16 protein-coding genes are annotated in these 18,713 nt (G+C 68.3%); 8 read left to right on the top strand and 8 right to left on the bottom strand.

Annotated features, from left to right (window positions below; all coding sequences use genetic code 11):
• Window positions 1–12 precede the first annotated feature (12 nt).
• Window positions 13–2,004 carry an autotransporter assembly complex protein TamA gene (locus AZOLI_RS04545; RefSeq protein WP_162487980.1) on the bottom strand — a complete coding sequence of 664 codons (1,992 nt, stop codon included), beginning with the start codon at window positions 2,002–2,004 and terminating at the stop codon, window positions 13–15.
• 215 nt (window positions 2,005–2,219) lie between these two features.
• Between AZOLI_RS04545 and typA the strand changes: the two genes are divergently transcribed.
• Both typA and AZOLI_RS04535 read left to right on the top strand, forming a co-directional pair.
• Entirely contained in the window at window positions 2,220–4,046 is a 1,827-nt protein-coding gene (gene typA, locus AZOLI_RS04540) for a translational GTPase TypA (protein WP_014247406.1), read from the top strand.
• A 195-nt stretch (window positions 4,047–4,241) separates the two neighbouring features.
• On the top strand, window positions 4,242–5,915 hold the full coding sequence (locus AZOLI_RS04535) for an ABC transporter permease (protein ID WP_014247405.1): 1,674 nt from the start codon (window positions 4,242–4,244) through the stop codon (window positions 5,913–5,915).
• A gap of 6 nt (window positions 5,916–5,921) precedes the next feature.
• Here AZOLI_RS04535 and AZOLI_RS04530 read toward each other — a convergent pair whose 3' ends face one another.
• Together AZOLI_RS04530 and AZOLI_RS04525 are read right to left on the bottom strand one after the other, a co-directional pair.
• Window positions 5,922–7,817, bottom strand: coding sequence for a potassium/proton antiporter (locus AZOLI_RS04530; RefSeq protein WP_014247404.1), 1,896 nt, complete (start codon window positions 7,815–7,817; stop codon window positions 5,922–5,924).
• Window positions 7,818–7,936: 119 nt separating this feature from the next.
• A complete protein-coding gene (locus AZOLI_RS04525) occupies window positions 7,937–8,437 on the bottom strand; it encodes an RT0821/Lpp0805 family surface protein (RefSeq protein WP_014247403.1) in 501 nt (166 codons plus the stop codon).
• Window positions 8,438–8,603: 166 nt separating this feature from the next.
• Here AZOLI_RS04525 and AZOLI_RS04520 point away from each other — a divergent pair, with 166 nt between their 5' ends.
• Window positions 8,604–8,783: a hypothetical protein gene (locus AZOLI_RS04520; protein ID WP_244442521.1), complete on the top strand. Its 180-nt coding sequence runs from the start codon at window positions 8,604–8,606 to the stop codon at window positions 8,781–8,783.
• A gap of 21 nt (window positions 8,784–8,804) precedes the next feature.
• Here AZOLI_RS04520 and AZOLI_RS04515 read toward each other — a convergent pair whose 3' ends face one another.
• Entirely contained in the window at window positions 8,805–9,809 is a 1,005-nt protein-coding gene (locus AZOLI_RS04515) for a patatin-like phospholipase family protein (RefSeq protein ID WP_048816503.1), read from the bottom strand.
• Window positions 9,810–9,981: 172 nt separating this feature from the next.
• Here AZOLI_RS04515 and AZOLI_RS04510 point away from each other — a divergent pair, with 172 nt between their 5' ends.
• Window positions 9,982–11,769 carry an ABC transporter ATP-binding protein gene (locus tag AZOLI_RS04510; protein WP_014247401.1) on the top strand — a complete coding sequence of 596 codons (1,788 nt, stop codon included), beginning with the start codon at window positions 9,982–9,984 and terminating at the stop codon, window positions 11,767–11,769.
• A gap of 181 nt (window positions 11,770–11,950) precedes the next feature.
• Here AZOLI_RS04510 and AZOLI_RS04505 read toward each other — a convergent pair whose 3' ends face one another.
• The 3 genes from AZOLI_RS04505 to AZOLI_RS04495 all read right to left on the bottom strand — a co-directional run bounded on the left by AZOLI_RS04505 (window position 11,951) and on the right by AZOLI_RS04495 (window position 16,369).
• On the bottom strand, window positions 11,951–13,039 hold the full coding sequence (locus AZOLI_RS04505) for an ABC transporter ATP-binding protein (protein WP_014247400.1): 1,089 nt from the start codon (window positions 13,037–13,039) through the stop codon (window positions 11,951–11,953).
• 2 nt (window positions 13,040–13,041) lie between these two features.
• Complete coding sequence (locus AZOLI_RS04500) at window positions 13,042–14,064, bottom strand: Fe(3+) ABC transporter substrate-binding protein (RefSeq protein ID WP_014247399.1); 1,023 nt, start codon at window positions 14,062–14,064, stop codon at window positions 13,042–13,044.
• Between the two features lie 79 nt (window positions 14,065–14,143).
• The gene (locus AZOLI_RS04495) at window positions 14,144–16,369 is read right to left on the bottom strand and encodes a putative bifunctional diguanylate cyclase/phosphodiesterase (RefSeq protein WP_014247398.1); all 2,226 of its coding nucleotides are present in this window, start codon (window positions 16,367–16,369) and stop codon (window positions 14,144–14,146) included.
• Between the two features lie 623 nt (window positions 16,370–16,992).
• Here AZOLI_RS04495 and AZOLI_RS04490 point away from each other — a divergent pair.
• Window positions 16,993–17,238 (top strand): hypothetical protein, encoded by a 246-nt coding sequence (locus AZOLI_RS04490; RefSeq protein ID WP_044549684.1) that lies wholly within the window; start codon window positions 16,993–16,995, stop codon window positions 17,236–17,238.
• Here AZOLI_RS04490 and AZOLI_RS04485 read toward each other — a convergent pair.
• Window positions 17,210–17,551, bottom strand: coding sequence for a YnfA family protein (locus tag AZOLI_RS04485; protein WP_014247396.1), 342 nt, complete (start codon window positions 17,549–17,551; stop codon window positions 17,210–17,212). The genes AZOLI_RS04490 and AZOLI_RS04485 overlap by 29 nt on opposite strands.
• Before the next feature lie 217 nt (window positions 17,552–17,768).
• Between AZOLI_RS04485 and AZOLI_RS04480 the strand changes: the two genes are divergently transcribed.
• The 3 genes from AZOLI_RS04480 to AZOLI_RS04470 all read left to right on the top strand — a co-directional run bounded on the left by AZOLI_RS04480 (window position 17,769) and on the right by AZOLI_RS04470 (window position 18,659).
• A complete protein-coding gene (locus AZOLI_RS04480) occupies window positions 17,769–17,984 on the top strand; it encodes a hypothetical protein (RefSeq protein ID WP_014247395.1) in 216 nt (71 codons plus the stop codon).
• Between the two features lie 22 nt (window positions 17,985–18,006).
• A complete protein-coding gene (locus AZOLI_RS04475) occupies window positions 18,007–18,375 on the top strand; it encodes a hypothetical protein (protein ID WP_014247394.1) in 369 nt (122 codons plus the stop codon).
• 104 nt (window positions 18,376–18,479) lie between these two features.
• Window positions 18,480–18,659 carry a CsbD family protein gene (locus tag AZOLI_RS04470; RefSeq protein WP_014247393.1) on the top strand — a complete coding sequence of 60 codons (180 nt, stop codon included), beginning with the start codon at window positions 18,480–18,482 and terminating at the stop codon, window positions 18,657–18,659.
• Window positions 18,660–18,713 lie beyond the last annotated feature (54 nt).

Here is an 18,713-nt window from a genome sequence, read left to right as displayed (position 1 = left end):
GATTTTGCGCCATCAGAACGCCTGCCCCAGGCTGAGATACAGCTGCCAGCGCGCGTCGCCGCTCGCCGGGTTGAGGGGAATGCCGACATCGACCCGCAGCGGACCGAAGTCGGTATAATAGCGCAGGCCGAGGCCGGCGCCGACGCGCAGCGGCTCGCTGAAGTCGGGATAGGCCGAATCATAGACCGTGCCGGCATCGACGAAGGGAACGACGCCGATGCTCTCCGTCACCTTGATGCGCAGCTCCGCCCCGATCTCGAACAGCGACCGGCCGCCGACGGGATCGTCGTAGCGGTCGCGCGGCCCCGCCTTCTGGAAGCCGTAGCCGCGCACCGACCCACCGCCGCCGGCATAGAAGCGGTGGTCGGGCGGGATGTCGGTCAGCGAGGTGCCGAGGATGCTGCCGACCCCGATCCGCGCCGCGGCGACATAGCGCCCGTCGTTGCCGAGGTCGTAATAGGTGGAGCCGTTGAGCAGCACCGAGGTGAAGGGCGATTCGGTGTCGCCGCCGACCGGGAACCACGGCGTCACCTGCAGCGATGCCCGCTGGCCGGAGGTGGGGTTCAGCAGATTGTCGGTGCCGTTCCAGGCCGAACCCAGCGGCACGCCGATGAAAGCGGTCTGATAGGTGGTGTCCTCCGTCTTCACCCGGCCGCGCTCGCCGGTCACGCCGTAGCTGATCGTCAGCTGGTCGGTCAGCGGCCGTTCGAGCTTGACCGTCAGTTCCGAGGCGACGCGGCTGTAAGCCGGCGGCTGGTCGTTGACCACGGCGAAATTGACCACCAGCGACTGCTTCACCGCCAGGAAGTCGGGCTTGCGGAAATTGACGCTGAAACGCAGGTCGGGCAGGTCGTTGCCGGTGTTGGAGCTGCCGCCGCTGGAGCCGGCGACTCGGCCGACATCGACGCCGAGGCGCAGCTGCTCCGCCCCGCCGAACAGGTTGCGGTGGCCCCAATAGGCGTTGGTGCCCAGCCCGTCCTCGGTCGAGAAGGTGATGCCGCCGCCGATGAAGCGGCGCTTGCGCTCGCCCACCGTGACGATCACCGGCGTCACGCCGTCCGGCCCCGGCTCGTCCGCCATCCGCACGCGGACGGTGTCGAAGACCTGCAATACTGCGATGTCCTGCCGCGCCCGGTCGGTGGCGCCGGGGTCGTAGACCTGCCCTTCCTTCCAGGCCAGCCGCCCGCGCACGAGATCCTCGTCGACCTTCTCCAGCCCTTCGATTCGGGTGGCGCCATAGCGGGTCAGCGGGCCGGGATCGACGGTGTAGGCGACGTCCATCGTCCGGTCGGAATGATCGACCACCACCTCGCGGTCGGACGCCTTGGCGAAGGCGTAGCCGCGCCTGGCGAGACGGCCGACCAGTTCCGATTCGGCATCCAGCACCCGTTGCGCCACCGCCGGCGCCCCGGCGGCAAGGCCGAGGTCGTCGGTCGCGACCTCCCCCGGCAGGGTCGCCCCGTTGGCGCCTCGCACCGTCACCGTCTTGAAGTGGTAGAGCGGACCCGGCGTCACCGCGACCGTCACCTTGACCGGCGGCGCCTCCCCGCCCGCGGGCAGGGTGCCGGTCGCTGCCGGATCCTCGATGCGGATGTCCAGCCGCGCGTCGTAGTAGCCGGCGGAGCGCAGCGCCGTCTGCAATCGGTCGCGGTCGCTGTCGGCCCGGCGTTCCAGCCCGATCAGCGAGGGCGGCGTCTCCCCCTTCAACTCCACCAGGGTCGAGGCGTCGTTGAGCGTGCCACGCAGCCCGTCATCCTCGACGCCGGTGATCTCGACCTCGTAGCGGATGCCGGCCGGCCGCACCTCTTCCTCGGCGGGGGCGTCCAGCGCTGGGGCGGGCTGGAAGCCGTCGGCCGGCGAATCCTGGGCGCGGCCGGCGCCGGACGGCCCCAGCAGCAGCAGGGCGGCGACCAGGGGAGCGGCGATGGGAGCCTTGAAGGGCGCGGCTGCAACCTGGGTTGCGGCGGCCATCCTGCGGCGGGAAGCGGAAGCGAAGCGGATCATCGCCCACAATGTAGGCTGCGACCACGCATGGCTCCATCCCGGAAATTCGCGTTAGACCAAAGGGCACGGCACTTGCGTTTTTCCTTCGGATCCATATATTGCGCCGCAACAGTTTCCCCGACAGCGCCCACGGATTAATGTTCGTTGGGCCTTTTTGTTGTTTGTGGCATGACGCTGCTGCGTGTCGGGGGTGCCCTTGCGAGACCGAAGGCTCCATGAATCTCCGTAACGTCGCCATCATCGCCCACGTCGACCACGGCAAGACCACGCTGGTCGACCAACTTCTCAAGCAGGCCGGCTCGTTCCGCGAGAACCAGCAGGTCGCCGAACGCGCCATGGACTCCAACGACCTGGAGCGCGAGCGCGGCATCACCATCCTGGCCAAGTGCACGTCCGTTCTGTGGAACGACCTGCGCATCAACATCGTCGACACCCCCGGCCACGCCGATTTCGGCGGCGAGGTGGAGCGCATCCTCTCCATGGTCGACGGCGTCGTCCTGCTCTGCGACGCGGCCGAAGGCCCGCTGCCGCAGACCAAGTTCGTGCTGGGCAAGGCCCTGAAGCTGGGCCTGCGCCCCATCGTCGTCATCAACAAGGTGGACCGTCCCGACGGCCGTCCGCACGAGGTGCATGACGAGGTGTTCGACCTGTTCGCCTCGCTCGACGCCTCGAACGAGCAGCTGGACTTCCCGACCCTGTTCGCCTCGGGCCGCAACGGCTGGGCGACCACGGACCTGGAGAACGGCGCCCGCGAGACGCTGACCCCGCTGTTCGAACTGATCCGCGACCATGTCCCGGCCCCGAAGGTCGAGGAAGACCTGCCCTTCACCATGCTGGCGACCACGCTGGAAGCGAACCCCTATCTGGGCCGCATCCTGACCGGCCGCATCCAGACGGGTTCGGTCAAGGTCAACATGTCCGTTAAGTCGATGAGCCGCGACGGCAAGCTGGTCGAGAACGCCCGCATCAGCAAGGTGCTGGCCTTCCGCGGCCTGGAGCGCGTTCCGGTGGACGAGGCGCATGCCGGCGACATCGTCGCGCTGGCCGGCCTGACCAACACCACCGTGGCCGACACCATCTGCGCGCCGGAAGTGGCCGAGCCGCTGGCCGCCCAGCCGATCGACCCGCCGACCCTGGCGATGACCTTCTCGGTCAACGACAGCCCGCTGGCCGGCCGCGAGGGCGACAAGGTCACCAGCCGCATGATCCGCGACCGCCTGTTCCGCGAAGCGGAAGGCAACGTGGCTCTGCGCATCGCCGACACCGAGGGCGGCGACGCCTTCGAGGTGGCCGGCCGCGGCGAACTGCAGCTGGGCATCCTGATCGAGACCATGCGCCGCGAGGGGTATGAGCTGGCGATCAGCCGTCCGCGCGTGCTGTTCAAGACCGACCCGCTGAACGGCCAGCGTCTGGAGCCGATCGAGGAAGTCGTCGTCGACGTCGATGAGGAGTTCTCGGGCACCGTCGTCCAGAAGATGGCGGAGCGCAAGGCCGACCTGATCGAGATGCGCCCGAGCGGCGGCGGCAAGACCCGCATCGTCTTCCACGCTCCGTCGCGCGGCCTGATCGGCTATCAGGGCGAGTTCCTGACCGACACCCGCGGCACCGGCATCATGAACCGCCTGTTCCACGGCTACGCCCCGTTCAAGGGCGCCATCGCGGCGCGGCGCACCGGCGTTCTGATCTCCAACAGCGACGGCACCGCGGTTGCCTATGCGCTGTGGAACCTGGAGGATCGCGGCCCGATGCTGATCGATCCGGGCGTTCCGGTCTATCAGGGCATGATCATCGGCGAGCACACCCGCGGCAACGACCTTGAGGTCAATGTCATCAAGGGCAAGCAGCTGACGAACATCCGCACCACCAGCAAGGACGAGGCTGTCCGCCTGACCCCGCCGATCCAGATGACCCTGGAAAAGGCGCTGTCCTACATCTCCGACGACGAGCTGGTGGAGGTGACGCCCAAGTCCATCCGCCTGCGCAAGCGCTACCTCGACCCGAACGAGCGCAAGCGTCACCAGCGCGCCGCCGAAGCGAGCTGATAAGGGCTGGCGTTTTAGAGTAGAGTACTGGCGTTGATGCCCCCTCCCTAACCCTCCCCCGCTCACGCGGGAGAGGGGACCCGCCGCATAGCAAATCCACCCTCTCCCGCGAAGCGGGGGAGGGAGGGACCCGCGAAGCGGGAGGGAGGGGGCACCCCGCACCGACCATTTTTCCGACAGCGAGGACACCCCCGCATGGCGATGGCGACCGACGCGAAGTCTTCCGGCTCCCCGTCCCTCTCTCCTCGCCGGCTGTGGTCGCGGGTCGGTCCGACCGGGCTGTTCGCCCTGGTCCTTGCACTGCTGATCGCTTTGCCGATCCTCGCCGTCTTCGTCCAGGCCGCCGGCGTCTCCACCGACCTGTGGGGGCACATGGCGCGGACGGTGCTTCCCGGCTACATCCTCAACACCCTGATCCTGCTGGGAATCGTCGGCGTGGTCACGCTGGTGACCGGCGTCGCCTGCGCCTGGACCGTCACCATGCACGACTTCCGCGGGCGTGGGGTGCTGCAATGGCTGCTGCTGCTGCCGCTGGCCATGCCGGCCTATGTGCTGGCCTACACCTACACCGATTTCCTGCAATTCGCCGGACCGCTGCAGTCCTTCCTGCGCGCCACCTTCGGCTGGCGCCGCGGCGACTACTGGTTTCCGGACATCCACACCGCCTGGGGCGCCGGGCTGGTGCTGTCGTCGGTGCTGTACCCCTACGTCTATGTGCTGACCCGCGCCGCCTTCCTCGAGCAGTCTGTCTGCGTGCTGGAGGCCAGCCGCACGCTGGGCTGCACCCAGTTCGGCGCTTTCCGCCGCGTGGCCCTGCCGCTGGCCCGCCCGGCGCTGGTGGCCGGCGTCGGCTATGCGCTGATGGAGACGCTGGCCGATTTCGGCGCCGTGCGCTATTTCGGCATCGACACCTTCACCGTCGGCATCTACCGCACCTGGTTCGCGCTCGGCGACCCGGCCGCGGCCGCGCAGCTGGCGGCCGTGCTGCTGCTGGTGGTGCTGGTCCTGGTCGGTCTGGAGCGGCTGTCGCGCGGGAAGATGCGCTTCCACCAGACCACCGGCCGTTACCGCGCCCTGCCCGCCCCGCGCCTGTCGGCCCGCGGCACGGTGGTGGCCTGGATCGTCTGCCTGACCCCGGTGCTGTTCGGCTTCCTGCTGCCGGGCGCGGTGCTGATCCGCATGATCCTGCGCGGCGGCACGGAGTTGACGCTCGCCCGCTTCACCGACCTGACGGTCAACACCTTCATCCTCGGCGCCAGCGGTGCCGCGCTGGTCGTCGTCGTGGCGCTGCTGGTGATCCATGGCGTGCGCCACGACCGCAGCGGGCTTGCCACCGGCGCCGCGCGCCTCGCCTCGCTCGGCTATGCCACGCCGGGCACGGTGATCGCGGTGGGCATCCTGATCACGGTTGGATTGACCCGCGACTGGACCGGCTGGCCGGTCGGCGCCATCCTCGGCGCGACCATCGCCGGCATCCTCTACGGCTATCTGATCCGTTTCTTCGTGGTGGCCTATGGGCCGCTCGAATCCGGTTTCGCCAAGATCGGCCCGAATCTGGAAGGGGCGGCCCGCTCGCTCGGCCATACGCCGCTGCAGGTGCTGCGCCGGGTCCATCTGCCGCTGCTGCGCCCCAGCCTGCTGAGCGCCGCCATGCTGGTGTTCGTCGACATCACCAAGGAGCTGCCGGCGACGATGATCCTGCGGCCCTTCAACTTCGACACGCTGGCGATCGAGGCCTTCCGCATGGCCTCCACCGAGCGGCTGGACGACGCCGCCCTGCCCGCCCTGGTGATCGTTCTGGTCGGCCTCGCCCCCGTCATCTATCTGAGCCGCACCATCGCCTCGTCGCGTCCCGGCCACCGGGGCTAGCCGCCTTCACGCCTCGTTGCGGCTTTCCACCCTCTCCTCACGGGGCGGCTCCGCCACAGGTGGGGGGGCGGCGAGCTGCCGGGCCCGCAGTTTCTCGCGCTCCTTCCAGCGGCGGAAGGCATGCTCGTTCCACCAGCCGCGCAGCCGCCCGCCTATGACGGTGACGCGCTGGTAGAGCGGCCGACGCCGGCTGGTGACGCGGACGGGCTCCAGCGCCAGACCGACCGAGGTGATGGTGTCCTCGTCCATGTCGCGCACGATCAGTTCGACACCGCCCATGCGCACCCGGTCGCCCAACTCGCAGGAGCCGCCGAACTCGTTGCGCAGCAGGTCGCTCAGCGTCAGCCGGGCGTTGGACAGCGACAGCGGCAGGCCGTACATCTCGGCGATCTGCTCCACCGTCGCATCGGGGCTCAGCACCAGATCGCCGTAGAACTCGCGGTCGGACTGGTCGAGCGCCCGGCTGCCACCATAGAGCTTGTCGATCAGCGGCAGCCGGTGCTGCGGCGTGAACAGATAGACATGGTCGCCGGGCTGCAGCGGCTTGGCCTTGTGCAGCGGCACCACCGCGCCGGCGCGGATGACCAGCGACGGCTTGGCCCAGCGCGGCATGCGCTGGCCGCGCGCCGCCGGGCTCTTGCCATGGACGGTGTAGGCGACAAGCTCCTGGTCGGCGTTTCCGGGAAGCTCCAGTTCCACACGCTCCACCGGGCCGCGGCGGGGCGGGACGATCAGCTCCAGCGCGCGGGCCATGCTGCCGATGGTCCAGCCCTGCACCAGCAGAGAGACGACCACGACGACGAAGGCGGTGTTGAAGATCAGCTGCCCATTCTCCAGCCCGCCCAATACCGGAACCAGCGCCAGCAGCAACGACACCGCGCCGCGCAAGCCCACCCAGGCGATGAAGCTGGTCTCCCGCACCGAGAAGCGGAAGGGCAGCAGGCACATCCACACCGCCAGCGGCCGGGCGACGACGATCAGCACCAGCGCCACGCCCAGCGCCGGCAGCAGCATGCCCGCGAACTCCCGCGGGGTGGCGAGCAGGCCCAGCATGACGAACATGACGATCTGGCTGAGCCAGGTCAGGCCGGAATGGAAGCGCCGCAGTTCCAGCGCGCCGCGCAGCTTGACGTTCCCGGCATAGAGGCCGGCGGCATAGACGGCCAGATAGCCGCTGCCGCCCAGCACGTTGGTGGCGGCGAAGATGAACAGGGCGAAGGTCAGCGTCACCACCGGGTTCAGCCCGGTCTCGAAATTCGCCTTGTTGATGAAGGCCACCAGCAGCCAGCCGCCGGCCAGACCCATCACCCCGCCCAGCGCGAAGGCCAGCGCCAGTTCGCCGACGATGGCGGCGGGCGACGCCAGACCATGGGTCGCCGCCTCCACCAGCAAGATGGTCAGCATGATGGCGACCGGGTCGTTGCTGCCCGATTCGATCTCCAGCGTCGAGCGGACCCGGTCGCGCAAGGTGATGCCGCCCACCCGCAGCAGGAAGAAGACCGCCGCCGCGTCGGTGGAGCTGCAGGCGGCGCCGATCAGCAACGCCTCCCACCACCCCAAATTCATCAGGTAATGGGCGGCCACGCCGACGACACCGGTGGTGACGGCGACGCCGACGGTCGCCAGCGTCATCGCCGGCCAGGCCGCGGCCTTGTAGCTGGCGAGCTTGGTGTCGAATCCGCTTTCGAACAGGATCACCGCCAGCGCCATCGACCCGATCAGGAAGGCGGAGCCGGCATCGTTGAAGGCGATCCGGCCGATGCCGTCCTCCCCCGCCAGCAGGCCGATGCCGAGGAAGATCAAAAGCAGCGGGGCGCCGATGCGCAAGGCGAGGTAGCTGGTCAGCACGCTGACGATCAGCAGCGTGGACCCGATGAGAATGATATAGCTGACCGCCTCCATGAGCCCCACACGCCGTTCGCATCAGGCCGCCCCTTGGCGGAACCCTTTGATTTTGACGGCAACCCTGCACATCCGCAAGGCGTAGAAGCCGGAGGCGGTCATTCGGAAAGGCTGTACGCTTACGATACCAGCTTCCAGCTTCCGTCAGCCTGCCGGCAGGCGGTGCCGCGCGCGACCTCGGTCTTGCCGTCGATCACCACGGTGTGGTTGTAGTCGCGGCAGGTTTGCCCGCTGTTGCCCTGATATGTGCGTACCGGCTGGATGGTGCCGCTGTTGCCGGATTGCGGGTTGTTCCAGGTGATGGTCTGGTTGTTGGCGACCGCACGCTCCTCCGCATCCGACGCCCGGTTCTGGTCGGCCGGCGTGAACTGGCGGGCCAGCTGCTGGCCGGCATAGGCGCCGAGCAGCGTGCCGATGGCCGTGGTCGCCAGCTTGCCGGCCCCGCCGCCGAAACGCGAGCCGAGCAGGCCACCGGCGACGGCGCCGCCCAGCGTGCCGACGGTTTCCGAGGTGTTCATCCCGCCGATGCCACCGCTGTTGCCGGTCTGGCAGGCGGCCAGGGACAGGGCCGCGGTGGCGGCGATGGCGGTTGCGCGCAGGCGGTTGGTGATGCGCCGCATGGTCGTTCCCCCGTATCAACGTTGCACGATCAAAGTCCGGTCAACGCTGGTGGGGTTAAGAGGTTCCCCTCGAAAGAATCAGAACCGAAAGATCGGCAGGCGATGGAAGCAAAATGCCCTTTCGTGTGTTTAGACATCGAACAGTCAACATGAGGAGGGTTGCATGATGTCCCGTTTGCGTCTGATCGGTGCGGTGTTCGCGCTTCTTTCTCTCACCGCCTGCTCGACCGGCGGCGTGGTCGGCGGTACGGCCGGCGCGGCCGGCGGTTACGCGGTGGACGGCACCCGCGGCGCCGTGATCGGCGGCCTGGGCGGTGCGGCGCTCGGCACGGCCATCGATCGCTAAAGCGCCGCTCCCCGCCCGGAGCTATCCGCGCACCGGCTCGCGCATCGTTTCCCGCGGGCCGGTGGCGAAGACGGCGAGCGCGTCATGCAGTTCCGGCAGGACGCGCTCCACCGACGCCTCGCCCTCGCGGATGCAGTCCTCGGCACGGTCGAACTCGGTCAGGCCGATGTGGCCCAGCCGCGGCACGATGTGGACGTCCGGCGGGTCGCCGGCCAGCCGCGAGCGGGTGATGCGGTCGGTGACGATGCCCAGCGACGACACCATCACGCCGAACAGGCTCGGCCCCTCATAATCGCGGCGGAAGATGCGGCGGGTCAGCGCCCCGATCCCGCTCGGCGGGCGGTGTTCCGGCGCCTCCCCCTCCACCAGCCGCAGCAGGTCGAACCCGGCGGCGGTCGGCACGCTGGCCCCGGGCTTGCGCGCCTTGCCCAGGATGTCGCCGGCCAGATTGACCGCGATCACCATCTGCGCCCCCAGCGCCCGGCAGGCCGACACCGGCACCGGATTGACCAGCGCGCCGTCGATCAGCCAGCGCCCGTCGATCAGCACCGGCGGAAACACCCCCGGCAGCGAGAAGGACGCCCGCATGGCGTCGACCAGTTCGCCGCGCTGCAGCCACACCTCGTGCCCGGTCACCAGATCGGTGGTGATGGCGGCATAGGGACAGGGCAGTTCCTCGATCCGCTGGTCGCCCAGATGCAGGCGAAGCTCCGCCAGCAGACGGTCGCCGCTGATCAGCCCGCCGCCCTGGCGCAGCCGCAGGTCGAGATAGCCGACGATCTTCAGCCGGGTCAGGTCGCGCACCCATTCTTCCAGCGCGTCGAGCTTTCCCGCCAGATGGATGCCGCCGACCAGCGCGCCCACCGAGGCGCCGCAGACGATGTCGGCCTCGATGCCATAACGCTTCAGCGCCCGCAGCACCCCGATATGCGCCCAGCCGCGCGCCACCCCGCCGCCCAGCGCAAGGCCGATGCGCGGACGCCGCGCGCTGCCCTCATGCCCGTTGGTGCCATTCCCGTTCGCCATGGGCTTCCCCTTCCCCAGCAGCACGGACATCCGCCATGCCGATCATCCGCAGTCTTGCACGAAAGCGGTAAAGGAAGGCTGTAACCGGAACCGGGCCGGCACGCCGACCGGTGGACAAAGCCGAAGCCCATGGGCTAAGCCATCGGCAACGGACAAGAGATCGGATGCGACCGTGACGAACAAGAGCGGCAAGCCCCTGCGCCTGGATGCGGCGACCGAACGGCTGGTGGCGCGGATGTGGCGCGAGTGGGTGCGGCCCTATCGCGGCAAGCTGATGCTGTCCTTCCTGCTGATGGCGGTGGTTGCGGCGACCACCGGCGCCTATCCGCTGCTGATCGACCAGTCCTATGCCATGTTCTCCGCCCAGGACCGCGGCATGCTGCTGGCGATTCCCCTGGCCATCGTCGCGGTGACGGCGATCAAGGGCGTATCGCTCTACTCGCAGACGGTGGTGACCAGCGACATCGTCCAGCGCGTCATCGCCGACATCCGCCTGTCGATGTTCACGCATCTGCAGACCGCCGACATGGCACAGCTGCACGCCACGCCCACCGGGTCGCTGACCTCGCGCTTCATCAACGACGTCGACCTGATCCGCAACGCGCTGTCGCGCACGCTGACCGGGCTGGTGCGCGACATCCTGACGGTGATTGCGCTGGTCGGGTCGATGTTCTATCTCGACTGGTTCCTGTCGCTGATCGTCTTCATCATCTACCCCATCGCCGCGGTGCCCATCGTCCAAATCGGCAAGCGCCTGCGCCGCGTGTCGCGCGACACCCAGGCCCAGATGGGCGACATGACCTCGCTGCTGACCGAAAGCCTGTCGGGCGCGCGCATGGTCAAGACCTACAATCTCGAAGACTATGAGCGTGCCCGCGCCGGACGCGCCTTCCACGACAACTACCGGCTGACCATGAAGGCGGTGCGCGCCCGCTCGCGCATCGATCCGATGATGGAGGTGCTGGGCGGCGTCGCGGTGGCGGGGGTGATCGCCTTTGCCGGCTACCGCATGACGATGGGCGAGGGGTCGGTCGGTGCCTTCTCCGGCTTCGTCGGCGCGCTGCTGATGGCGGCCCAGCCGGTGCGCGCCATCGGCACGCTGAACGCCGCCCTGCAGGAGGGGCTGGCCGCCGCCCAGCGCATCTTCGAACTGCTCGACCAGCAGCCGACCATCCTGGAGCGGCCCGACGCCAAGCCGCTGGCCGTGACCGACGGTGCCGTCGCCCTGCGCGGCGTCCAGTTCTCCTACGAGGAGGGGGGCGACACGCTGAAGGGCATCGACCTCGACGTGCCGGCCGGCAGCACGGTGGCGCTGGTGGGGCGCAGCGGTGCCGGCAAATCGACCGTCTTCAACCTGATTCCGCGCCTTTACGACGTGACGGGGGGCGAGGTGCTGGTCGACGGCCAGGACGTGCGCGGCGCCACCCTGCGCAGCCTGCGCGGCGCGGTGTCAATCGTCAGCCAGGACACCGTGCTGTTCAACGACACGGTGCGGGCGAACATCGGCTTCGGCCGGCTCGATGCCGGGATGGACGAGATCGTCGCCGCCGCCAAGGCCGCCGCCGCCCATGACTTCGTCTCGAAGCTGCCGGAGGGCTACGACACGGTGATCGGCGACCGCGGCGTGAAGCTGTCGGGCGGCGAACGCCAGCGGCTGGCGCTGGCCCGCGCCTTCCTGAAGGACGCGCCGATCCTGCTGCTGGACGAGGCGACCAGCGCACTGGACAGCGAATCGGAGCGTCTGGTGCAGGCGGCGCTGGAACGGCTGACGGCGGGCCGCACGACGCTGGTGATCGCCCACCGGCTGGCGACCGTGCGCAATGCCGACCGCATCGTGGTGATGGAAGGCGGCCGCATCATCGAACAGGGCACGCATGAGGCGCTGCTGGCCGCCGACGGCGCCTATGCCCGGCTGTGCCGGCTGCAGTTCGGCGAGGATGAGGTTCGGGCGGGGGCTTGAGGGATCTGCACCGATTGCCCCCTCCCCATCCCTCCCCCGCCCTTGGCGGTGGAGGGGGTAGAACGCTTGGTGAGGTTTGGCAAAGGAGAGGCGGCAGTCCCCTCTCCCTCGATCGGACCGGCCTTCGGCCGGCCGAGGGAGGGAGAGGGTTAGGGAGGGGGCAATGGCCCCGACAACTCCCTCACTCCGCCGGAAACACCATCACCCGTTCGGCCGCCATCGCAGCCGACAACTCCTCTCCCGCACGCACATCCACATGCCCCGGCAGGCGGGCGTGGACCTCGGAGGCGCCGCCCGGCAAATCCAGGCAGACCCGCGTCGCCGGGCCCAGGAAGCTGGAATGGCGGACGCGCACCGGCACCGCGTCCGGACGGGCGCCCAGCGGCACCAGTTCCAGATCCTCCACGCGACAGGCGACCTCCACCCTGGTCCCGCCGGGCAGGTGCGGCGCCTGGATGCGGCCGAGCGGCGTGACGATCTGGCCGTCGCGCACCGTCGACTGAAAGCGGTTGACCTCGCCGAACAGGCGGGCGACGAAGCTGTTGGCCGGGCGCTGATAGAGATTCACCGGCGTGTCGGCCTGGACGATCCGCCCGGCCTCCATCACCACCACGCGGTTGCCCATCTCCATCGCCTCTTCCGGGTCGTGGGTGACGACGATGGTGGCGATGCCGCTGGCACGGATGATCCGCACCACCTCTTCCCGGACCGAACGGCGAAGCTGTTCGTCGAGAGCGGAGAAGGGTTCGTCCAGCAGAAGGACCTTGGGGTCGCGCGCCATGGCGCGGGCCAGCGCCACCCGCTGCTGCTGCCCGCCCGACAAAGTGTGCGGGTAGGCGTCGGCGTAGCGGGTCAGCGCCATGGTCTCAAGCAGTTCGGCCACCCGGCGCTTGCGCTCGGCGCGCGGACGGTCGGTCTGGCCGAAGGCGATGTTGCCCGCCACCGTCAGGTGCGGGAACAGCGCGAAATCCTGGAACATCATGCCGACCGGACGCTTTTCCGGCGGCAGGGAACGGTCGGCGGTGGCGAGCGGCACCCCGTCCACCGTGATCGTGCCGGCCTGGACCGTCTCCAACCCGCTGATCAGCCGCAGCAAAGTCGATTTGCCACAACCCGACGGGCCGACGATGCAGACCACCTCCCGCGGGGCGACCGACAGCGACACGCCGTCGACGGCGATCAGCGGCCCGTAGCGGTGGGTGATGCCCGTAAGGACGACGGACGATTGAGAGGGGGCGGACGAATTCACGGTGAACGGGGCGTCGGTCATTGTTACTTCCAGCCGGCACGGTCCATGATGCGCAGCGCCTGCGGGGTGTAGGCGGCGAAGGCGGCGGCGTTGACGTCGGCGGCCTTGAAGGTGCCGAGCTTCACCAGCTCCGGATGCGGCTGGACCGCCGGGTTCACCGGATACTCCATGTTGCCGTCGGCGAACAGCCGCTGCGCCTCGGGGCTCAGCAGATATTCCAGCAGCTTGCGGGCGCTCTCCTGGTTCTTGGAGGTCTTCACCACGCCGGCGCCGCTGAGGTTCACATGGGTGCCGCGATTGTCCTGGTTGGGGAAGATCACGCCGATCTTGGAGGCGACCTCGCGGTCCTCCTGCTTGGCCGAGGTGATCAGCTTGCCGACGTAATAGGTGTTGGCGATGGCGACGTCGCCCTCGCCCACGGCGACCGCACGGATCTGGTCGGTGTCGCCGCCCTGCGGCGGACGGGCGAGGTTGGCCACCAGCCCCTTCACCCACGCCTCGGTCTTCTCCTCGCCCTGGGCTTCGATCATCGAGGCGGTCAGGGCCAGGCTGTAGGGATGGGTGCCGCTGCGGGTCAGGACACGACCCTTCCACTCCGGCTTGGCGAGGTCTTCGTAATTCCTGATCTGGTCCGGCTTCACCCGGTCGCGGGCATAGACGACGATGCGGGCGCGGCTGGACAGGCCCCACCAGGCGCCGTTCGGGTCGCGCAAATGTGCCGGGACCTTGATGGCGTCGAGCGTCGGCGAGGTGACCGGAGCCAGCAGCCCTTCCTTCGCCGCGGAGGCCAGACGGCTGGCGTCCACCGTGATGAACAGATCGGCCGGGCTGCTGGCGCCCTCCGACTTCATCCGCTGGATCAGCTCGTCGTGATTGCCTTCGATGATGTTGACCTTGATGCCGGTCGACTTCGTGAAGGTCTCATAGATGACGCGGTCGGTATTATAATGTCGCGAGTTGTAAACATTCACTTCCTGCGCCTGGACGGAGAAAGCGGTCAAGGCACCGACGGCAAAAGCGATACCAGCAAACTTGTCGACGAACATTCTACACTCCCGGACTGCGAATGACTCTCAAGGTCCTGAGAATGGATATCAGTTGCAGCATATACTGTCGAGCCAGGATTTACCCCAAGGAGGAAGCTCCCTGCCCCCGCAGCAGGTCGGCCAGCGCTTCCGGCGCCATCGGCCGGCCGAAGAAATAGCCCTGCATCAGGTCGCAGCCGACCGACACCAGGAAATCGCGCTGCTCCGCCGTCTCCACCCCCTCGGCGACGGTGGTCAGGCCCAGGCCGTGCGCCATGCCGACGGCGGCACGGACCAGCGCGTTGTTCTTCGGATTGTCCGGAACGTCGATGATGAAGGCGCGGTCGATCTTCAGCTTCGCCACCGGCAGCTGCTGCACGTAGCTGAGCGAGGAATAGCCGGAGCCGAAATCGTCGATGGCCGCCTGGATGCCGAGGTCGGCCAGTTCCCCCAGCGTGCGCACCGCCACCTTCAGATCGCGCACCGCCGCCTGTTCGGTGATCTCCAGCCCCAGATGGCTGCGCAGCGACGGGTGCCGGCCCAGCAGCTCCTCCAGCCGCAGCGTCAGGTTGCCGCGCAGGAACTGCTGGCCGGAAATGTTGAGGAACACGCGGTCGGGCAAAACCCCCTCATCCTCCCACTGCGACATCTGGCCGACGGCGGTGGCCAGCACCCAGTCGGTGATGGGGACGATCAGCCCGCTTTCCTCCGCCACCGGGATGAACTCCCCCGGCGAGACCGGCCCCAAGGCATGGTGGGACCAGCGCAGCAGCGCCTCTGCCGACCGGACGCGACCGTGGCGGTCCACAATGGGCTGATAGACCAGATGCAGCTCGTTGCGTTCGATGGCGTGGGTGAGATGCATGGTCAGCAGCATCCGCCGCGTCGCCGCCGCCGCCATTTCCGGGGTGTAGAAGCAAACGGCGTTGCCGCCATTGTGCTGCACCGCCTGAAGGGCCAGCTTCGCCTTGGCGTTCATATCCTCCAGCGTGCTGACCGACTCGTCCTGCACAGCCGCCCCGACCGACAGCCGCAGCCGCACCCAATGGCGGTCGGCATAGATGGAAGCGGTCAACCGGTCGTGCAGGACCCCGGCCAGCGTGCGCGCATGCTCGCCGTCGGTCACCCGTGACAGCGCTGCGAATTCGTCGGCGGCGATGCGGCAGACGATGGTGTTGGGAGGCAGAACCTCCATCACCCGGCTGACCATGGCCTTCAGCGCCGCGTCGCCGACATGGAAGCCGAAGGCCTCGTTCACGTCGCTGAACTGGTCGACGTCGAGGGAGAAGAGCGCGAACAGCCCCGCGCCCGCCGCCTCTCCGTCCGCGGTGCCGTGCTCGGCGAACAGTGCCTCGCAATCCTCGAGGAAGGCGGTGCGGGTGAGGACGCCGGTCAGCGGGTCGTGCCGCGCCAGATATGTTGCGCGCTGTTCGGCCGCCAGACGGTCGGAGATGTCGCGGATGATGCCGACGAAGGTCATCTCCTCCCCCAGCCGCGCCTGGCCGACGCTGAGATGGATGGGGAACACGGTGCCGTCCTTGCGCTGGCCCAGCGTGTCGCGGCCGATGCCGATGATCCTGGCCCGGTCCGTCTTCACGTAGCTGTCGATGTAGCGGTTGTGGTCGCGCGAGAAGGGCGGCGGCATCAGGATGGTCATGTTCCGCCCGACCAGTTCGCCCTCGTCATAGCCGAACATCTGGCAGCAGGCGCGATTGATGGAACGGATGATGCCGCTGCGGTCGGACACGATGATGCCGTCGACCGCGGCGTCGAGCAGGGTCGCGATGAAGGTATCGCGACAGGTCACGAATTCCGCAATGCGGTCGGGGTCGCCGGTCTGGTGGAAGGTGCCGAGATACCCCACCGTCTCCCCATCGGCGTCGCGATGGGCCAGCACGCTGCCGCTGAGAATCGAGCGGCGTCCGTCGCGGCCGGCCGTCAGGCAATCGAGCGGCACCGACCATCGGGACGGCGATTGACCGACCGTCTCGATGGCCGTCCTCAGCGTCGCGATCGCGGGATGATCGAAGTCGCTCAGCGGATGGCCGACGAGATCCGCCGGTTCGGCATCCAGGACGGCGGCGAAGCGCAGGTCGGCATGGCGGAGCACATGGTCACGGTCGACATAGACCAGGACCGCCCCGCCACCGTCGAGCGGGCTCGCGGTCAGCGGGTTGGTGGTCAGCCGGCTCTGGGCCGGTGGACTGGAGGCCAGCAGGCTGGAGGCCAGCGAAGCCAGGAAGGCCGGATCTTGCGGCAGGGCGGCGGCGCCGCCTTCCCGGACGGAAGCATCGCCGCCGGGACCGCTGACTTCGGAGCCGTTCATCTGATCCGCTGCTTGTAGGTTCACGAAGCGATCCGTTTTCTTCTGCTGGTGTCAGTTGCTGGTCTCGGTCTGCCGGCCTGCCGGCCTGCCGAAACAGGATTGGGCAACCCATATTATCAATCGAACATCCGAGGGAGGTATTATGACCCCTATCGGCAACTTTTCCAACGTTCGGCCAAGCTGCGGCATAGCGATCATTCACATGACCGTCTGAGCGTGATGCGTTAGCACTCTAACGGTTGAAGTCGGATGCGCGATTGACATGGTTCAATTCGCGGTGCGGTTCCCGGGAATAATCGACCGCCGCCCGGCGCACCACCACAGCTTTTGCGCGTGTGATCTGCGACATTTCGGTGGCATCGCGCCTTCGCATCCGGATCCCCGGCAGTGTTCCCCGCAGGATATTCGCGGAACACGGCGTTTCGTCCGGACCGGCAAGGCGCGCCCCGGTGGTTTCCGACCCGCGTGCATTCGATGGAGGAATAAACCGGACTCTCTGGGCGTTCATCCGATACCGGCCTCGGCAACAGGCTGCGGCAGCGGTTGCGGCAGCGGCTGCCGCCGTCGGGTATCGGGAACGCCAGCGGTCCGCCGCTCAAGAAACGGATAGGGAGCACCGTGACATGACCAACGCATTCAACCAGATCCGCCATGCCGACGGCGGTGCATACTACCAGGGCACCCCGTTGTCCCTGGCCGAAGCGCAGATCATGCTCAACGACGACATCCTGCGCGGCAGTGTGCGCGTCGGAGCCTATCTGCGGGTGGATGGGGGGCGTCTGGTCCTGGTGAACGGCCCTGCCCTGCGGTGGTCGGTCAACCGGCCGGTTCCGCCATCCCTCAGCCCGCGCGGGGACCAGCGAGGATGATCGCCGCCCCGGCCAGACAGAGCAGCGCGCCGGCCGCGTCCCAGCGGTCCGGCCGCGCGCCTTCGACCAGCCAGAGCCACAGCAGCGACGCGGCGATGTAGACGCCGCCGTAGGCCGCATAGGCCCGGCCGGCAAAATCCACATCCGCCCGCGTCAGCAGCCAGGCGAACAGGCAGAGGCTGGTCACCCCCGGCAGCGTCCACCACAGGCTGCGCCCCAGCCGCGCCCAGCCCCAGAAGGCGAAACAGCCTGCGATCTCCGCCAGCGCCGCCGCCCCGTACAAGGCCAGCGTCGGCCACACCGCCCGCTCCATCCACCCCCCGCATCGCCACCGTCACCCGATTGCGGCGATGCTGGTGCACGCCCGGACCGCCGTCAATGGCAGGGATCGCGATTCCGAAAGGCCGATTCGTTGCGCTGCGGCGAATTGCGCCACAGCTCGTTTCAATTTGCACCGAAAATATTTCAGCCCGTTCATGGACTTGGCCGCGGGTGCGGCATAGATTCGTCGGGAATGGAGGCATGGCAAAATGTTCATCGACGCATCCAATCCCATGCAGGACGCTTTGGAAACCATCCGGGCCACCGATGTGATCTCGGACGCGAAAAAGCATGCGCTGTGCCAGGGATTGGAGGCGCTGCGCCGCCAGCACTGCCCGCAGCATCTCCAGGCGACCGGCTGCTGTGACGATTGCGTGACCCGTCGCCGTTGCCTGAACGCGGTTCTCGACCTGCTCGGGTCCTGAGCGTCGTGACGGAAGCATGCAGATGAGCCTCCAGCCCGGAAAGCGCCCGCTCGACGCAGGCGCGCTCGACGACGAAGCCGTGCTCTGCTCGATCGAAATCCTCGCTGAAGCGGTGGAAATGGCCTTCGTGCCGGGCATCCTGGAGCTGCGCACCCTGCGCGACGCCCTGCAGGAGGCGCGACGGACCCGGTCACCGGCGGCCGTCCAACTGGCCTACAGCGCCTTCAGCCGTGTGGACGGCGAGTTCCGCAGCCGCATCAGCCATCACGCATTGACGTTGGCCACGCTGCGGCGTCGCAGCGCCGGCCCGACGCCTGTCGCAGCCTCGGCATCGGAGCGGTCGGCCGGCCGCGGCATCGGCCGTGGTATCGATGGCCCGCGCCGGGCCTGACGGCCGGCTCTTTCCAGGCTCGACTTTCGTGTACGAAATTTAATGGAGCCTTTCTCCTACCGGTCTGTTGTCCCGGCATACCCAACACTCAGGAGGTTGCCACCATGGACAAGGACCGCATCGAGGGCGCCGCCCGCTCCGCCAAGGGCTCGATCAAGGAAGCCGCCGGCAAGCTGACCGGCGACAAGAAGACCGAGACCGAGGGCCAGGGCGACAAGGCGGCCGGCAAGGTTCAGAACACGGTCGGCAGCGCCAAGGATGCCGCCCGCGACGCCCTGAAGTAAGGCTCTGGCCCCAGCGACCGAAAGCCCCGGCGCCGCATCGGAAGCGGGGCCGGG

Origin of the sequence: Azospirillum lipoferum 4B, assembly GCF_000283655.1 — a bacterium.
Lineage (GTDB): Bacteria > Pseudomonadota > Alphaproteobacteria > Azospirillales > Azospirillaceae > Azospirillum > Azospirillum lipoferum_C.
Note: the sequence above shows the minus strand (reverse complement) of the source record. Positions and strands in the feature narration are given on the sequence as shown.